Origin of the sequence: Methylorubrum extorquens (assembly GCF_024169925.1) — a bacterium.
GTDB lineage: Bacteria > Pseudomonadota > Alphaproteobacteria > Rhizobiales > Beijerinckiaceae > Methylobacterium > Methylobacterium extorquens_A.
The window spans coordinates 75,974-92,543 of sequence record NZ_JALJXF010000002.1 but is presented as its reverse complement, the minus strand read 5'-3'; the positions used below and the strand labels follow the sequence as shown (position 1 = coordinate 92,543).

The 16,570-nt window shown below is 65.8% G+C and carries 12 protein-coding genes and 1 pseudogene; 5 read left to right on the top strand and 8 right to left on the bottom strand.

Translation table 11 applies throughout. From position 1 onward, the window contains the following. Positions 1-78: 78 nt before the first annotated feature. On the bottom strand, positions 79-627 hold the full coding sequence (locus J2W78_RS23770; protein ID WP_209688062.1) for a cupin domain-containing protein: 549 nt from the start codon (positions 625-627) through the stop codon (positions 79-81). Between the two features lie 167 nt (positions 628-794). On the opposite strand from J2W78_RS23770, the gene J2W78_RS23765 reads away from it, so the two are divergent. Both J2W78_RS23765 and J2W78_RS23760 read left to right on the top strand, forming a co-directional pair. Continuing rightward, a complete protein-coding gene (locus tag J2W78_RS23765) occupies positions 795-2,132 on the top strand; it encodes an aspartate aminotransferase family protein (RefSeq protein WP_209688061.1) in 1,338 nt (445 codons plus the stop codon). Between the two features lie 35 nt (positions 2,133-2,167). Continuing rightward, the gene (locus J2W78_RS23760) at positions 2,168-3,667 is read left to right on the top strand and encodes a CoA-acylating methylmalonate-semialdehyde dehydrogenase (RefSeq protein ID WP_209688060.1); all 1,500 of its coding nucleotides are present in this window, start codon (positions 2,168-2,170) and stop codon (positions 3,665-3,667) included. Between the two features lie 721 nt (positions 3,668-4,388). Here the strand turns inward: J2W78_RS23760 and J2W78_RS23755 are convergent. Beyond that, complete coding sequence (locus tag J2W78_RS23755; RefSeq protein WP_209688059.1) at positions 4,389-5,654, bottom strand: D-amino acid dehydrogenase; 1,266 nt, start codon at positions 5,652-5,654, stop codon at positions 4,389-4,391. An 11-nt stretch (positions 5,655-5,665) separates the two neighbouring features. After that, entirely contained in the window at positions 5,666-6,808 is a 1,143-nt protein-coding gene (gene alr, locus J2W78_RS23750; RefSeq protein WP_253374196.1) for an alanine racemase, read from the bottom strand. A gap of 143 nt (positions 6,809-6,951) precedes the next feature. On the opposite strand from alr, the gene J2W78_RS23745 reads away from it, so the two are divergent. Next, positions 6,952-7,401 (top strand): Lrp/AsnC family transcriptional regulator, encoded by a 450-nt coding sequence (locus J2W78_RS23745; protein ID WP_209688058.1) that lies wholly within the window; start codon positions 6,952-6,954, stop codon positions 7,399-7,401. 711 nt (positions 7,402-8,112) lie between these two features. Here the strand turns inward: J2W78_RS23745 and J2W78_RS23740 are convergent. Both J2W78_RS23740 and J2W78_RS23735 read right to left on the bottom strand, forming a co-directional pair. Beyond that, a complete protein-coding gene (locus J2W78_RS23740) occupies positions 8,113-9,117 on the bottom strand; it encodes a LysR family transcriptional regulator (protein WP_253386692.1) in 1,005 nt (334 codons plus the stop codon). Positions 9,118-9,265: 148 nt separating this feature from the next. Continuing rightward, on the bottom strand, positions 9,266-9,586 hold the full coding sequence (locus J2W78_RS23735; RefSeq protein WP_209688056.1) for a SemiSWEET family transporter: 321 nt from the start codon (positions 9,584-9,586) through the stop codon (positions 9,266-9,268). A gap of 246 nt (positions 9,587-9,832) precedes the next feature. Between J2W78_RS23735 and J2W78_RS23730 the strand changes: the two genes are divergently transcribed. Then, complete coding sequence (locus J2W78_RS23730) at positions 9,833-11,236, top strand: amidohydrolase family protein (RefSeq protein ID WP_209688055.1); 1,404 nt, start codon at positions 9,833-9,835, stop codon at positions 11,234-11,236. Positions 11,237-12,018: 782 nt separating this feature from the next. Here J2W78_RS23730 and J2W78_RS23725 read toward each other — a convergent pair. Next, positions 12,019-12,546 carry a phenolic acid decarboxylase gene (locus J2W78_RS23725; RefSeq protein ID WP_253374194.1) on the bottom strand — a complete coding sequence of 176 codons (528 nt, stop codon included), beginning with the start codon at positions 12,544-12,546 and terminating at the stop codon, positions 12,019-12,021. A 192-nt stretch (positions 12,547-12,738) separates the two neighbouring features. On the opposite strand from J2W78_RS23725, the pseudogene J2W78_RS23720 reads away from it, so the two are divergent. After that, positions 12,739-12,879: pseudogene (locus tag J2W78_RS23720) on the top strand (transposase); the annotation flags it as partial. 94 nt (positions 12,880-12,973) lie between these two features. Here the strand turns inward: J2W78_RS23720 and J2W78_RS23715 are convergent. Beyond that, on the bottom strand, positions 12,974-15,100 hold the full coding sequence (locus J2W78_RS23715) for a methyl-accepting chemotaxis protein (RefSeq protein WP_253374193.1): 2,127 nt from the start codon (positions 15,098-15,100) through the stop codon (positions 12,974-12,976). Between the two features lie 229 nt (positions 15,101-15,329). After that, on the bottom strand, positions 15,330-16,154 hold the full coding sequence (locus J2W78_RS23710) for a hypothetical protein (RefSeq protein ID WP_253374192.1): 825 nt from the start codon (positions 16,152-16,154) through the stop codon (positions 15,330-15,332). Between the last annotated feature and the right edge of the window lie 416 nt (positions 16,155-16,570).

Genomic DNA, 16,570 nt, shown 5'->3' with positions numbered 1-16,570 from the left:
CAGAGTGCCTCATAAAACTCCCGATCATCGCCGCTTGCCCTGAACACGACAGCGCAACAGGAGTTTTGTGAGAAACAATCAGAACGTTGGCGGCGTGCAAGCACTGACCACCTCGCAGGCGACCGGACCGATGCAGCGGAAGCGATGAGGACGGCGGCTCTCGAAGAAGTAGGCGTCGCCGGGACCGAGAATCCGGCGCTCGTCGTCCACGAACACTTCGAGCCGGCCCGATAGGATGATGCCGCCCTCCTCGCCGTCATGGACGAGGGGCACCCGGCCCGTATCGGCGCCGGGTTCGTAACGTTCCCTGAGGATCTGCAGCGATCGGCCGAACAACGTATCTCCGACCTGACGGTAGGAGATCGGTCCCTTGCCGATCTCGGTGAGTTCGTCGGCCCGGTAGAAGGCCTTGCGCGGGCTCTCCGGCTCGACCGCGAAAAACTCGGACAATCCGATGGGGATGCCGTCGAGGATGCGCTTCAGGGCGCCGACGGAAGGGTTCACCCCGTTCGACTCGATGAGGGAGATCGTCGAGTTCGGCACACCCGTGCGCTTGGCGAGGGCGCGTTGCGAGAGGCCGTGAAGGCCGCGAACGTAACGAAGCCGTGCACCGAGATCGATGCTCATTGAAACCTCGCTGAGCCGCAGCCGTGTTAGGGATGTTCAGGATTTGCAAACATCTGTCATGGCGGCCCAAGCTTTTCAAGCACATGGCGCGGCAGAGAAAAGGACTTGTTCGCGATGCACGATCGGTGCTTTTTCCCAGCCCATCGACGTCAACCCGAAGGATTGCCATGGACCCGCACACCGCTACGAATTCACCGGGCCTTGACGCCTACTGGATGCCGTTCACAGCCAACCGCCAGTTCAAGGCGGCACCCCGGATGCTCGCATCCGCCAAGGACATGCACTACACGGCTACAGACGGGCGCAGCGTTCTCGACGGAACCGCCGGCCTCTGGTGCGTCAATGCCGGGCACGGACGCCAGGACATCGCCTCGGCGGTGGAGCGCCAACTCACCACCCTTGATTTCGCGCCCTCGTTCCAGATGGGGCACCCCGCCGCCTTTGACTTCGCCGAGCGACTGGCCGCCATCGCGCCGGGCGGCCCCGAAGCGAAGCTCGACCGGGTATTCTTTACCGGTTCGGGGTCAGAATCCGTTGATACCGCCCTCAAGATCGCGCTCGCCTACCAGCGCGCCATCGGCCAGGGCACGCGCACCAAACTGATCGGGCGCGAGCGCGGCTATCACGGGGTCGGCTTCGGCGGCATCTCGGTGGGGGGCCTCGTCAACAACCGTCGCGTCTTTCCGCTTCTGCCGGGCGTCGATCACCTGCGCCACACCCACGACCTGGAGCGCAATGCCTTCACCCATGGCCTGCCGGAGCATGGGGCGGACCTCGCAGACGACCTCGAGCGCCTCGTCGCCCTTCACGGGGCCGAGACCATCGCAGCCTGCATCGTCGAGCCCGTCGCCGGCTCCACGGGCGTGCTTCTGCCGCCCAAGGGCTATCTCGAGCGTCTGCGGGCGATCTGCGACCGGCATGGAATCCTGCTGATCTTCGACGAGGTCATCACCGGGTTCGGCCGCCTCGGCACGCCCTTCGCCACGGATTACTTCGGCGTCGTTCCCGACCTCGTCACCACCGCCAAGGGCCTCACGAACGGCGCCCTGCCGATGGGCGCCGTGTTCTGCGCGCGGGCGGTGCACGATGCGATGATGCACGGCCCCGAGGCGGTGATCGAGCTGTTCCATGGCTATACTTATTCGGGGCACCCGGTGGCCTGCGCCGCCGGCCTCGCCACCCTCGACATCTACGAGCGGGAAGGCCTGCTGACGCGCGGTGCCGAGCTTGCGGACGCGTGGGCCGGCACGATGCATGGCCTGCGCGCCGCCGGCCACGTCATCGACATCCGCACCATCGGCCTCGTCGCCGGAATCGAACTGGCGCCCCGGCCCGGTGCGCCGGGCGCACGGGCCTACGACGTCTTCGTCGATTGCTTCGAACGCGGCCTGCTCATCCGCGTTACGGGCGACATCATCGCCTTGTCGCCGCCGTTGATCGTGGACCCCGAGCAAATCGACACGATGGCGTCGATGCTGGGCGATGCCATCGCCCGCGCCGCCTGATCTTTCGTCAGTTTCTGCCCTTCAAGGATTCTTCAATGACCACTGTGATCAACCACTACATCGGCGGGAGAACCGTCGCCGGCACCAGCGGGCGCAGCGCTCCCGTTTTCAACCCCGCTACGGGCGAGGAGACCGGCCGCGTCGCCCTCGCCGACACGGCGGACGTGAACGCCGCGGTCGCGGCCGCCAAGGCCGCCGCCCCCGGCTGGGCGAAGACCACACCCCTGCGCCGCGCCCGCATCCTCAACGCCTTCCTGCGCATCGCCGAGGACCGCACCGACGAGCTCGCCGCCCTCATCACCGCCGAGCACGGCAAGGTGCTCTCCGACGCGCGCGGCGAGATCCAGCGCGGGCTCGAGGTGGTGGAGTTCGCGACCTCCGCGCCGCAACTCCTCAAGGGCGAGGTGACGGAGAACGTCGGCACCCGCGTCGACAGCCACTCCCTGCGCCAGCCGCTCGGCGTGGTGGCCGGCATCACGCCGTTCAACTTCCCCGTCATGGTGCCGATGTGGATGTTCCCTCTGGCGCTCGCCTGCGGCAACTGCTTCGTCTTGAAGCCCTCCGAGCGCGACCCGTCCCCCGCCCTGCTGGTGGCCGCCTGGCTCAAGGAGGCGGGCCTGCCCGACGGCGTGTTCAACGTGGTCCACGGCGACAAGGCGGCAGTGGACTCCCTCCTCCGCCATCCCGACATCGCCGCCGTCAGCTTCGTCGGCTCGACCCCGATCGCCCGATACATCTACGCCACGGCTACCGCCCAGGGTAAGCGCGCCCAGTGCCTCGGCGGCGCCAAGAACCACATGATCGTGATGCCCGATGCCGACCTCGACCAGGCGGTGGACGCCCTGATGGGCGCGGCCTACGGCTCGGCCGGCGAACGCTGCATGGCGATCTCGGTGGCGGTGCCGGTGGGTGAGAAGACCGCCGACGCACTGATCGAGCGGCTGATCCCGAAGGTGCGTGCGCTGAAGGTCGGCCCCGGCACCGACCCGGACTCCGAGATGGGTCCGCTGGTGACGCGCCAGCACTACGACAAGGTGCGCGGCTACATCGACCAGGGGGTGGCCGAAGGCGCCGAACTCCTCGTCGACGGGCGCGACCTCAAGCTCCAGGGCTATGACGACGGTTTCTTCCTCGGCGGCACGCTGTTCGACCGCGTGACGCCCGACATGACGATCTACAGGGAGGAGATCTTCGGCCCCGTCCTCGCCGTGACCCGGGCGCCCGACTACGCCACCGCCGCGCGCCTCATCAACGAACACGAGTTCGGCAACGGCACGGCAATCTTCACCCGCGACGGCGACGCCGCGCGCGAGTTCGCCCACGCGATCGAGGTCGGAATGGTGGGCATCAACGTGCCGATCCCGGTGCCGATGGCGTTCCACTCCTTCGGCGGCTGGAAGGCCTCGCTGTTCGGCGACCACCACATGCATGGCCCCGAGGGCGTCCGGTTCTACACCCGGCTCAAGACCATCACCACCCGCTGGCCGACCGGCATCCGGGCCGGCGCCGACTTCGTCATGCCGACGATGAGCTGAAGGCGGGGCTAGCATCAAGTACAGGGCGGGCTACGGAGGATCGGAGCCCGCGAACGTGATCGGCCGGCTGTTGCGACATCGTCAGCCGGTCGATCGAAGCAAAATCATGCGTTCGGTGCGCCCCGCACCTAAGATCATCGGGGCTGATGGTCTCATCAAGCTCGTTCAATGGCATGTCTGAGGCGATAGAGCATCGTCCCGAAAGGTGGTTGCCGGCTTCCGGAACAGATGATGCGAAAACAAGAGCCTAAAGCGTCGTCCTAAATCAGGTATCCAGGACGATGCTTTAGACATGACGACTATGCCGCGAGAACGCCCCATGGCACGCATCCCCCGGGCAGCCCTCGCAACGCTGCGGACATCGCGTGCTCGGCCATCGCGCCAAAGACCCGTGCTCGCTCGACCCGAGCGCCGTCCGTGCGCCGAAGGGTCTGTCGTAGGGGACACCACGGCCGAACGTTGCCGCGGCCTGCCCCGCCCGCAATGGCTCGCGGAGTTCCGCCACGTTCTCCCGTCTGCTCGAAACCCGGCTTGGGCTCGCATCCGACGGAGCGTGCCTTCGAGCATCATCCCGAAAGGTGGCTGCCGACTTTCGGAAAAGGATGATGCAAAAACAACAGGATAGAGCATCGTCTTGGATCCTATATCCAGGACGATGCTCTATCGCTCAGGCGAGAGAGCCCGAACTCCTCGGGCTCGACGAAATGACGTCCGTGGGCCGTCACACGCCCCTGGCGTAGCGGGCCAGGGCGAAATCTGCGGCCGGGATCGGCGGGGCGCTGCCCGAGACCACGTCGGCGAGCACGCGGCCGGAGCCGCAGGCCATGGTCCAGCCCAAGGTACCGTGACCGGTATTGGTGAAGAGGTTGGCGAACCGTGTCGGACCAACGATCGGCGTGCCGTCCGGTGTCATCGGTCGCAGGCCCGTCCAGAACGTGCCCGCCGTCGGATCGCCACCCCCCGGGAACAGATCGCGGACCGAGCGCTCGAGGGTCGCCCGGCGAGGTCCCCGCAGGGTGTGGCTGAAGCCCGCGAGTTCGGCTGTGCCGCCAACCCGGATGCGGTCGCCTAGGCGCGTGATCCCGACCTTGAAGGTCTCATCCATTACCGTCGAGACGGGAGCCCCCTCGGGGTCCATGACGGGCAGCGTCAGGGAGTAGCCCTTCACCGGATAGACCGGGAGGTCGATCCCGAGGGGCCGCAGCAGTATCGGCGTGTAGCTGCCCATGGCGGCGACGTAGGCGTCGGCGGTGAGCACGTCGCCCGTAGCGGTGACGATCCCCGTGACGGCCTCGTCGGCGTCGCGCAGGCCGGCGATGGCCGTGCCGTAGCGGAAGGTGACGCCGAGCTTCTCGCAGAGTGCGGCGAGGGAGGTCGTGAAGAGGTAGGCGTCCCCGGTCTCGTCGGCGGGCAGCCGCAGGCCTCCGACGATGGTTGCGCCAACCCTCGCCAGAGCCGGTTCGGCCTGGATGCAGCCGGCGACATCGAGAACCTCGTAGGGGACCCCGTAGGCGTCGAGCACCGCCGTGTCATTGCCGACCTGATCGAGCTGCTTGGCCGTACGGAAAATCTGGAGCGTGCCCTTCTCGCGGTGGTCGTAGGCGATGCCGGTCTCGGCCCTGAGTTCGCGCAAGGCATCGCGGCTGAACTCGGCGAGGCGGACCATCCGGCCCTTGTTGCGGGCGTAGGCCTCCTCCGTGCAGTTCGCCAGCATCCGCGCGAGCCAGCCGTAGAGCCGCGGCTCCACCCGGGGCCACATCACCAGGGGGCGATGCCGCATCATCAGCCATTTCAGCGCCTTCACCGGGATGCCGGGCGCGGCCCAGGGCGCCGAGTAGCCCGGGGAGACTTGGCCCGCATTGGCGAAGCTGGTCTCCAGGCCGGCACCGGGCTGGCGATCCAGAACCGTCACCTGATGGCCGGCGCGGGCGAGGTAATAGGCCGAGGTGACGCCGACGACGCCGCCTCCGAGGATCATGACGTGCATGGATGATGCCCTCAGGCGTCGAGATAGTGACGGTGGAAGCGATGGCCGAGGCTCGTGAGAACCTCGTACCCGATCGTACCAGCGGCGTCGGCCACGGCATCGAGGCTGCGCGCCGGGCCGACGACCTCGATCCAGCTTCCCGGGGCGACGGCGCCGGGGGGGGCATCCGTCGCGTCGATCACGATGCTGTCCATCGAGACGCGGCCCAGAATGGGCAGGCGGTGGCCGTCCTGCCAGACCTCGCCGCGGCCCGATGCGCTGCGCAGGAAACCGTCCGCATAGCCGATGGCCACCGTAGCCAAGCGGCTGTCGCGCGCGACGCGCGCCGTGTGGCCGTAGCCCACCGCGGTCCCGGCCGGCACCTGCCGGACCTGCATCACGCGAGCCGCGAGACCGACAACGGGCCGCATGGGGTTGGGGCGTCCGGGCTGGGGGGCGATCCCGTAGAGTGCGGCTCCCGGCCGGATGAGGTCGTAATGGAAGTCCGCGCTCAGAAATGTGCCGGAGGAAGCCGCTAGGCTCGCAGGAACCCCGGACAGGCGGGCTTGGAAGGCGTCGAACACCATCCGTTGCGCGGCATTCGCCGGATCGTCCGGTTGGTCGGCGCAGGCGAGATGGCTCATCACGAGGCGCAGGTCGAGGCCGTCGAACCCGCCCGTGTCGAGGCAGGCGGCGGCCTCGTCCGGGGAGAAGCCGAACCGGGCCATGCCGCTGTCGATCTGCAGGATCGCCGGCAGGCGTCGTCCGAGCCGGGACGCGAGGGCACACCAGGCGGCTCGCTGCCCGTCGTCGTTCAGGACCGGCGTGAGATCGTGCGCATGGCACTCCGCCTCGGTGCCGGACGGAAGGCCGTGCAGAACCGAGATCCCGGCGGCCGGTCCGAGTATCTTGCGCAACGAGAGGCCCTCCTCGGCATGGGCCACGAAGAAGGAGCGGCAGCCCGCCCGCGCCAGGGCGGGGGCGACGCGTTCGATCCCCAGACCGTAGGCATCCGCCTTGACGACGGCGGCGCACGCCGCCCGCGCAGCCATGGCCTGCAGGGCGCGGTAGTTGGCGGCGAGCGCCGCGAGGTCGACCGTCAGGACGGCGCTGGTCGTCGCCGGTACGGGAGGTCCAGCGGATGCGATGGGAGCGGTGCGGGCAAGGGCAGGCAAGGCGTCCGTCCGGAACGGGTTATCGGTACGGCTACGCTACTGCATGATTCATCGAATTTCTCATCAATCCGTCGAATAAGATATACGATTTGACGGAAAAAGGGTATATGCTTCGACGATATCGGACATTCTGTGATAAGGTCATGGACGACATCGATCGGCGGATCATCCGCATGCTCAGGGCGAACGGCCGCATCAGCAACGCGGACCTCGCAGATGCCGTGGGTCTATCGGCATCCGCTTGCCATCGACGGATGGGCTTGCTGGAAAGTTCGGGGGTCATCCGCGGATACACGGCGCTGATCGAGGCTCCGTCCGAGGAGGGCGGACTGGTCGTGCTCACGCAGTTCACCCTCGACCGGCAGACCGAGGAGTTTCTCAACCAATTTGAGGCCGCGGTGCGCCGCTGCCCGGAGGTTCAGGATTGTTATCTGATGACCGGAATCGCCGATTATCTGGTCAAGCTTAAAGTGAAAGATGCGGCCGATTACGAGCGCTTGCACAAGGAGGTGCTCTCTCGGCTTCCCGGTGTCTCACGGCTGCAATCCAGCTTCGCGATCCGGACGGTTGTGTCGCCAGCGAGTAGCATTTGATCTCGTAGAATTTTCAAATCCTTCAATTGAAGATCAAGCTCTCCCCAATATAAACATTCCAAATGTGAATAAACAGTGTAATGAAATCCAATGACAGCGATTTCAGACTGTGCACGATTGTTGAGGCAGAAATACTGTGCTCTGGTTACGTTTACTGGCCTGTCTCCTGAAATAGTCCTTCCAAAAGTACGGCTTCAAGCCGTGTGGAAGATGTCATCATGGAACGGAAGAAGCATAAAACTAAAGAGATTGTTGCGAAGCTGTGCTAAAACGGAGGTGCATCACGCTTAGTATCTGGGACCAATAGGTTCGCACCCTGGCCGATGTTGTGATGAAGCGGTGTGGGGCTCCCACTTTTATCTTATCCGCGAGCGAACGTTCCGCACCCGACTCTACGAATTCATTCGCGCTCGCTACGAAGCCGACCATTGGCGAGAGGCTGGCCCGCCTACCGGTCCGGAATGTCAGGCGCCCGTGCCGCCACCATTCGATTACGCCAAGCCCTTCGTCATCGGCACGTTGAAGATCTGCCAAGGCTTCGGATATGCTGATCCCCTTAACGAGCCTGCCGCGATCACCCGTTGATACCAAGACAACCACGACGCACCGTTCCGCGCAGCATCCCCGGTTGCACACCTCTTATGTCGGCAGGGAAGGCAGACTCGCACGGTACCAGCCAGGAGGTCGCGCGGAACAAACCACATGCCACGGTCAGCCGGGTCCGGACTCGGCGGGGGTCGGCTCGGCCCGATTGCGGGCGGTCCGGGGCCGGCCGCTCGGCTTGGCCGGCTCCGGTGCCTCGAACAGGTCCAGCGTGGCGCATGCGGCCAGCGCCTGCGTCATCTCGGCCTCCATGAAGGCGATGAACGCGCGCACCCGCCGGGCCTGATGCAGGCGGGCCGGATAGACGAGGCGGACCCACCGGTCGCGCCCGCCCCACCAATCCGGCAGGATGCGGACGAGGCGCCCGGCGCGCACGTCCTCGACCACGTCCCAGGCGGCCTTCATGGCGATGCCGCCGTCCGCCAGCGCGGCGGCGTGGCAGATCTCGCCGTCGATGCCGCCGACCGCCGAGCGGATCGACACGTCCACCGACTCCCCGCCGCGGCACAGGCGCCAGTGCGTCGGCCGGGGATCGCCCACCGTCAGGCAGGCATGGTCGGCGAGGTCGAGTGGGTCGCGGGGCGTTCCGACGCGGGCCAGATAGGCCGGGGAGGCGCAAAGGATGCGCGCGTCCGGCACCAGGGGCCGGGCGATCAGGCGGCTGTCGACGAGGGGGGCCTGCCGCATCGCCACGTCGATGCGGCGCTCGACCAGGTCGAGGACGTCGTCGCTGGTCAGGACCTGGACCGAGATGCCGGGATGGCGGGCGAGGAAGCGCGGCAGGCGCGGCGCGATCTGGCGCTGCGCGAAGGCCGCGGTCGCGGTCACGCGCACGACGCCGCTGGCCCCGTCGCCGGCGACGTCCTCCGCCGCCCGAATGGCCTCCAGGGCGGTCCGGCACCGCACGAGGAATTCTCCGCCCTCCTCGGTCAGGCCGAGCTGGCGCGTAGTCCGCTGGAGCAGACGGACACCGAACCGCCCCTCGAGGCGCTTGAGGCGCTTGGAGACGAGGGTGAGGGAGACGTCGAGGTCAAGCGCGGCCCCGGACAGGCTGCCCGCCCGCACGATGGCGTCGAACACGCGGAGGTCGTCGATGCTGTCCAGCCGGCCCATAGCCGCATTAGAGCGCGGGCGGAACGGACTGCAAGGCGCCGTCCGGGCCAACTCCTTCATTCACATTTGATAAGCGAAGAGATCGCGTGCGCATAGAAACTGCCGACGCAGCGGGCGCTTGGCCCGCGGGACTCGACCGACCCGGCGCTCAGAGCGCGGTGATCAGGGCGACCGCGCCGAGCACGACGCCCGGAGCATTGGCGAAGGAGACCGGCCAGTCCCGACGCAGCGCGCCATAGGTCGTCCACAGCCCGCAATTCACCACCGTGGCGAGCGGCTGGAGCACCGAGCCCTTCTGACCGGCGAGGTTGAGCTGGATCTGGTCGAGATAGGAAACGAACATCAGCACGCCGGTGACGGTCGCGATCCAGCCGAGCCAGCGCACGAAGCGCTCGGTGCCGCCGTCGCGGCGGTCCGGCGTGCCGGCAGCGGGGGCCTGACAGGTCGGCTGGGTATGGGCGAGGGTCATCGCGAACGGGGTCCCGTTGTGTCTGTCGAAGAATCGAGGGGGCCGGCCGCTTCCGCACGGTACGGTCCGAGAACCGTTCGCCGTCGTCGTGCCCGCGCTTCGAGCTTCAACGCCCTCAACGCGCGTCGAGGGCCTGGCGAACTGGCCGGAACGGAAAGACACCCTCCGCGATCCGGCGACGATGATCGTTGGGCCGACGCCCTATGTCGGGTACGGCAGCGGTTCGGAACGGGGCATGTCGAGGCGATGGACATCAGTCGGCGCGACCTGGGGAAAGCTCTCGGCGGCGTCGTGCTCGTGGGCGCGGCGAGCGATGCGCGGGCGGCCGACGGTCTGCCGGGCGGCGTCACACTGATCCGGGGCGGCTACGTCATGACCATGGATGCCGGGCTGGGCGATCTGCCCGGCGCCGACATCCTGGTGCGCGACGGACGGATCGCCGGGATCGGGCGGGGCTTGGCGGTGCCGGAAGGCGCCGTGGTGGTCGAGGCCGGCGGCATGGTCGTGCTTCCGGGCTTCGTTGATGCCCATACCCACGGCGCGATCAGCCAGATGCGGGGCCTGTACGGCAACACGCGCGAGACCGCCTTCTTCACCGTCACCAACCGCCTCCTGGCTCACTATACGCCGGAGGACACCTATATCGGCATGCTGCTGAGCGCGGTGGAGAGCGCCGCCTCCGGCATCACCACCACGGCGGACTTCTTCGACAACGTGCGCGACCGCGCCCATGCCGAGGCCGGCCTTCGGGCGCTGCAGGATGCGCCCGTCCGGGCCAGGCTGCTCTACGGCATGAAGAGCAAGACCGACGCGGACCCCATCGATCTCGCCCATGTCGCGGAGTGGCAGCAGGGATGGGCCGAGCGCTCCGTCGGCGGCCGCCTGTCGCTGGGCCTGGCGTGGCGCCTGCCGCAGGACCTCGACGATGCGGCGGCCTGGGCGATCAAGGCCAGGGAATGGGAGACGGCCCGCCGCCTCGACCTGCCGATGCAGGTCCATGTCAGCGGCACCGTCCCGGGCCGGGCGACGGCGATGTTCGATGCCCTGATCGCCCGACGGATGCTGCATGCCGGGCTGCAGGTCGTCCACGGAACCGATGCGCGCGACGACCAGCTCGCCGCGTTGGAGGAGGCCGGCGCCGGCCTGGTGGTGACGCCGCTGACCGAGCACCGGGTCGGTTACGGCCCGACCCGGATCGACCGCTTCGATGGCATCCGGCGTCGCGGCTTCGGCATCGACGGCAGCGCCCTCGCCGGCGCCACGGACATGTTCGCCCTCATGCGCCTCGCAGCGCTCACGCAGGCCGGCGCGGCGCGCGACGAGACCGCCGTCCGGCCCCGCCACCTCCTCGAATGGGCGACGGCCGGCGGTGCTCGGGCCCTCGGGCTCGACGCACAGACCGGTTCGCTCGTGCCGGGCCGCGCCGCCGACCTGCAACTCGTCCGGCTCGACTCCCTGAACCTCGCGGGCTTCGACGGGGGCGACCCGTCGGCCCTGCTGGTCTATTCGGCCCGCCCCGAGGACGTCGCCGCCGTCATGGTCGAGGGCCGCTTCGTGAAGCGCGACGGCCGGCTCGCCGGCTTCGATGCCGCGACGCTCCTCGACCGGGCGCGCCAGTCCCTTCGAGGCGTCCGCGCACGGGCAGGCTGACTACCCCCCGCGCTCGGCTAGAATATTACCAGCGGCGCCGCACTCTCCAGAGGCGTCGCGCCCTGGATCGCGCGATGGGGCACCCGGTCTGAGGGCCGGGAAGCCTCGCCACGGGCGCGCTTCACGGCCTCGTCCAGCGCCTGCGAGGCCCATCTGCGCGCCCCGGACGGGCGCCGGTCCGCAATTCGCCGGCCCCGTGATCCCATCGGCCGCTCAACGGCGGCGCCGACGAAGACTTCGCCCAACGGACCGAGGGCTCTTGCCCGGCGGCCCCGGTCCGGGCTCTCGCCGAACGTGCAAGAATCCCTTGCCGCAGTCGCGAGCAACGCGCGATGGCAGCCCCGGTTTCCGGACGTTCCCATCAACAATCAGATTGAGCAACACCACGGCCAAAGCTGCACCGAGATTTGCCAGGATGTGAAGGCCATCGCGTTTCCAGCGATCCGAACCGCGGCCTGGAAGGCCGAGGCCGGCACGCCTGTCTTAGAAATCGTACGGCACTCTTTCGGCTTGCGACCCATCCAGCCATGAAGACCGCCGTTGGCGCATCCCGAGAGCGGTCAGTCGTCAGTCGTCCAGCAACTCAGGCTGGCGGCAGTGAGCGGACCCCGACCATTTGACCAGAAGCGGGCATTCAATATGCGACCCAGGTGTGTTGTATAGGGTACAAACTGGCGCAAATTCATCTGTGTCTATATCGTTCCGGCAACATGCTCTACTGACGATTCATCGTGTGACGACGGCATTCGGTCAAATGAATGCCGTCATCCGCTTTGGCGTGATCAGTTCGTGCGTTCGAGATAGCCCGCAGGAAGTTGGCCGGGGGCCGCGTTGATGACCTCGTCGTTGTCGCGGCCACGCCGCTCCATAAATGTGATCTTGGCGAACTCGCCGATGACCACGTATGGGTATGCCGGGCCTTCGTCTCGGAAGCGGTGCATATCTTCCATAAAGTCATTCTGGTAGCAGATCGTCTTCTCGGGATGTGCTCCTTCACCCGCGATCCACTGCGGGAAGAAGATGGTGCCGTGCACCAGCCGGCGCTTCGTATCAAAATACAGGCTGACGCAGGTGCCGGTGGGCTCGTGCCAATCGATTTTATACATGTCCGGCGCGAGTTGGACGAGATCGATCGCTTGGTTGGTCACCCAGCGGCCACCGACCAAGCCTTGGTGTATTCGGTAATCGCAGGTCTTCTCGTTGCGAGCATACCATTCATATTTCCAGCCATTGGCATATGTATAGATAAAATGAGTTCCAACGAAATCAGACAAGTCGCTTGATAAGTCAAGGCCAAGATCGTTTGACATCAGTATTTTCCCAGATTATCACAGATAAATTGAGTGCTGTAGTGTGTAATTTGTAGAAGTTGTTCGCTCTATTGAACGAACGCTATGCCCATAAAGCAATATCTCTTCAAATGCAAATATCGATCTGCCTGATCACCAATTTAGCTAGAGGCTGGTGTGAACCTGAGAGTGTAGGCCTCAAAATTAGGAGGCATGACCTTCTCGCTCGCTGCCTACCCGTCCGACGTTTCCAATAACGAATGGGCGCGGGTCGCCCCTTACCTGACGCTGCTCCGCGAGGATGCGGGGCAGCGTGAGTACAGCTTGCGCGAGGTGTCCAACGGACTGCGCTACGCACGTCTTTCCGCCTGACACGTCCGAGGGCGCCAAGCTCCCGATCTTACATGACTGTTCCCGAAAGCCGCGATCCGCCTTTCGGAATGTTGCGCTATGCGGCGCGCAGGCTCTCCAAGAACCTCGTAACCTGATCGGAGAGCTGCTTTGACTGGCGCGTGAGGTCAGAGGCCGCACCGAGCACTTGGTCGGCTGCCGTACCGGTCGCCTCGGCAGCCTGGGCCACGCCGGTGATGTGGCCCGTCACCTCCTGCGTGCCGACGGCCGCCTGGGCGACGTTGCGCACGATCTCCTGCGTGGCTGCGCCCTGCTCCTCCACCGCGGCGGAGATCGATGTCGCAACGCCGCTGATCTCCCGGATGCGCATCGCGATCCCGCTGATCGCGCCCACGGCCCCATCCGTCGAGCCCCGGATCTGCGTTATCTGAGCCGAGATCTCATCAGTCGCCCGTGCGGTCTGGTTCGCCAGTTCCTTCACCTCGGCGGCCACCACGGCGAAGCCCCTTCCCACCTCGCCGGCCCGCGCGGCTTCGATCGTGGCGTTGAGCGCGAGCAGATTGGTCTGCGCTGCGATGGCGGAGATCGTGGCGATTACGTCTCCGATCCGCGCCGCCGTCGTGCTCAGATCCTGCACCAGCGCGCCGGTCTGCGCGGCTTCGCCGACCGCCGTCTGCGCCAGTTGCATCGATCCGTCGGCCTGCCGCCCGATCTCCAGTACCGACGATCCGAGTTCCTCGGCCGCCGCCGCGACGGTGTTAACGTTCATCGAGGCCTGCTCGGCGGCCGTGGCGACGTCGATGGACCGGCTGGCCGTCTGCGTCGCGGTTCCGGCCATAGTCTGCGCCGTCTCCTGGAGCTGCGCCGCAGCGGCCGCGACCATGCCGATGATCCCGCTCACATCCTGCTCGAAGGAATCGGCCATCTGCCGCATGGCGTGCTTGCGCTGCGCCTCGGCACCGGCCCTGGCCAGGGCTGCCTCTTCCTCAAGGCTGCGGTTCTGGACTAGGTTCTTTTTAAAGACCGCCACGGCCTCGGCCATCGCGCCGATCTCGTCGCGTCGCTGCAGGAACGGAACGCTCACGTCGAGCTGATTGTGGCTGAGCCTTTCCATCGTATCCTGCATCGCCAGCAGGGGCTTGACCACGCGGAACTGCGTGATGGCCAGGCCGCCGAGCGCGACGATCAGCACCGCCACGATGCTGGCGACGGCGAACAGCACCGCGCGCTCGGCACTCGCCGCCGCCCCCTCGGTCACGGCGATCACCGCGTCCATGGCAGTCGTTGCGACCGCGAGCACGGTGAGATGACGCGCATCGGTGTCGCGCTGGAAGTCTTTAAGCGGCATTGGGAACGTGCCGGTAACGAGGCCGTCGCCCATGGCTTGGCGCAACGCGGCGCTCTCCGGCGAGAACATGCTCGTCTGCGCCGTTGTGTAGACTTGCCGGAGTTCGTCCGGAACGCCCGGACGGCTCATCAGAGCCCTGACATATCCCCAATGCGCCTCGGTCCTGCCGAGTTCGGTGGCGACGAACGCCGCTTCGGCCGGTGCCAGCGGCTTGCCCCCTGCGATGACCCGGATGATGGTCGCGTAGACGCCTCCGACGGCGGAACGGGTGTGCCAAGCCGCCGCCTTGATGTTCACAAGGTAGGCGGCGGCTGGCGTCATCCGCTTGATGTTCTCGCCCACGTGCCCGGAGAGCTGCCCGAAGCTCCCGAGGGTCTTGTCCGCCTGCGCCGTCAGGGTTCCGGCGAGGAGGGCATCCCGCGCGCCAACCTCCTTTGTTAGCGCTTCATCGACCGGCGACCTAAGCAGGGTCAGCCGATGATACTCGGCGCGCGCTTCGATCAGGAGCGCATCGAAGGCGCCATCGTCCAGGTAGCGCGCCTGCGCCGCGATCGATTTTAGATGCTTCTCGATATCGGACCGCGCCTTGCCGATTCTCTCGCGAAGCGCTCCCGCTTGATCCGGCCCGACCTGAAGCGCTTGAGCACCGATCCCCCGCTCCAATCTCAGCGCCTGCATCGTCTGGAGGATGGCCTTGTCTGCCACCGCGCTATGCCTGGACGCCTCCGATGTCCTGACGACAGCCAAGGCTTCAAGAAGGTGATTGCCGACGCTGCCGATTAGAACAATACTGAGCAAGCCGACAACGGCGAACAGGCACGTTCGAACGGAAATAGATTTATCGTGCATATTGCATAACTCGATGTTGAGATTCATGTTTTGCGGGGTATTGGTTGGGATTGGTTAACATATATTGATATTGCTGGATGGTTTTATTTATAACATCGACAGGGAGTGAGTAAGCTGCTCTCCGTCTAACAGTAGGGTAGCCAGGCGCGTGCCGACGTCGAGGCAGAGTCGACCTCGGCTTCGGAACGGGGTGTTGATTAGGGATGGAGTTCCGCTTGAGCTGCCCACCGTTGCGGCGGGCCGAGGCGCGACGGCTTCAGAACACGGAGAAGCTCAGGCCAGCGAGGAATGAGGTGAATTGCGCCCCGGGAACGACGCGAGAATTGGCGCCGAGCAGATTCTTCTGATGCAGGACGCCGATGAAGGCCTTCATGCGATTGGGCTTTTGGTAGAGGAGTTCGCCGAGGTCGAGGACGAGGTTGCTGCGCATCAGAACCTCGGCCTTCAGCCGTCCGCCCTTCGGGTCGTCGCCGCGGGGCGGGTTGTAGGAGGCGAAGCCCGTCAGCGACAGCGGCAGGCCCGTGAACGTCAGTGGCACCAGATAGGTCGCTTCGACGCGGGGCACGATGTCCGTCCCAGTCTGGCGAAGGGGCGGCAGCAAATCGGCAAAGCGGAACCAATCCTTCTGGGCAAACACCGCGAGGTTGAAGAAGCCGATTGGGACATCGAACGAGAAGCTGAGGCCGCCCATCGCCCGGGTCCGCAGCAGCGACAGCCGCGTGTTATCACTCTGATGATCGACGCCGTAGGCCAGCGACACGTCCTTGATGATGCCGGGCAGGATGAAGAGCGGCGTTCCCGCCATGGTGTTGCCGCTCAAGGTGCCGCGATAGCTCAGGAATAAGGTGGTCTGGCCGTAATCGAAGGTCGTGGCCAGTCCGGGATAGGGCGGTCTGCCGGCCGGGATCTGCGAACCGTAGCGCCGCAGGTCGATGTTGAGGAAATTGGTGCCGTATTCCCAGCCATGGAGATGGGTGAGGCTCAGCATGTTGCCCGGAGCGCTGCGGCCTTCGATGGAGCGTCCGGCTCGGCCACCGGTGACGCCCGGCTGCCGGAGATCGTTCAGGTATGTGTAGGTCACCTGCGTATCGCTGAACCGGAAGAAGGGCGAGGAAGGTTTTGGAGGTTCGGGACCTAGGGGGGCGCCCGACGGGCCCTGGATCAGTTCTTCCGCCTGCACCCAACCCGGCGTAACGCTTGTAAAGAGCAGCAGAGAATTAACTAGAAGCGCCCCGGCTCGCACCAAACTGCCCCATCCGCCTCGCGTGGTTCTCCGGTGAAGCGCCAGCGGACGCTTCAAGGGTAAGCCGACAGTCATTCATCCCTCCTCAAATCATGTCTTCACAACTCCCGCTCTGTTTGAGTATCATATGTTATTTTTAGGTTAATAATCTGATAGGGCGCGTCCGTCTTGCGAGAGAATTTAATTCTATCTATCTGCTGGATTTTATGTAAGCGCGCTCATCTGGATGATCGATACCCCATTCGCCGGAAGAA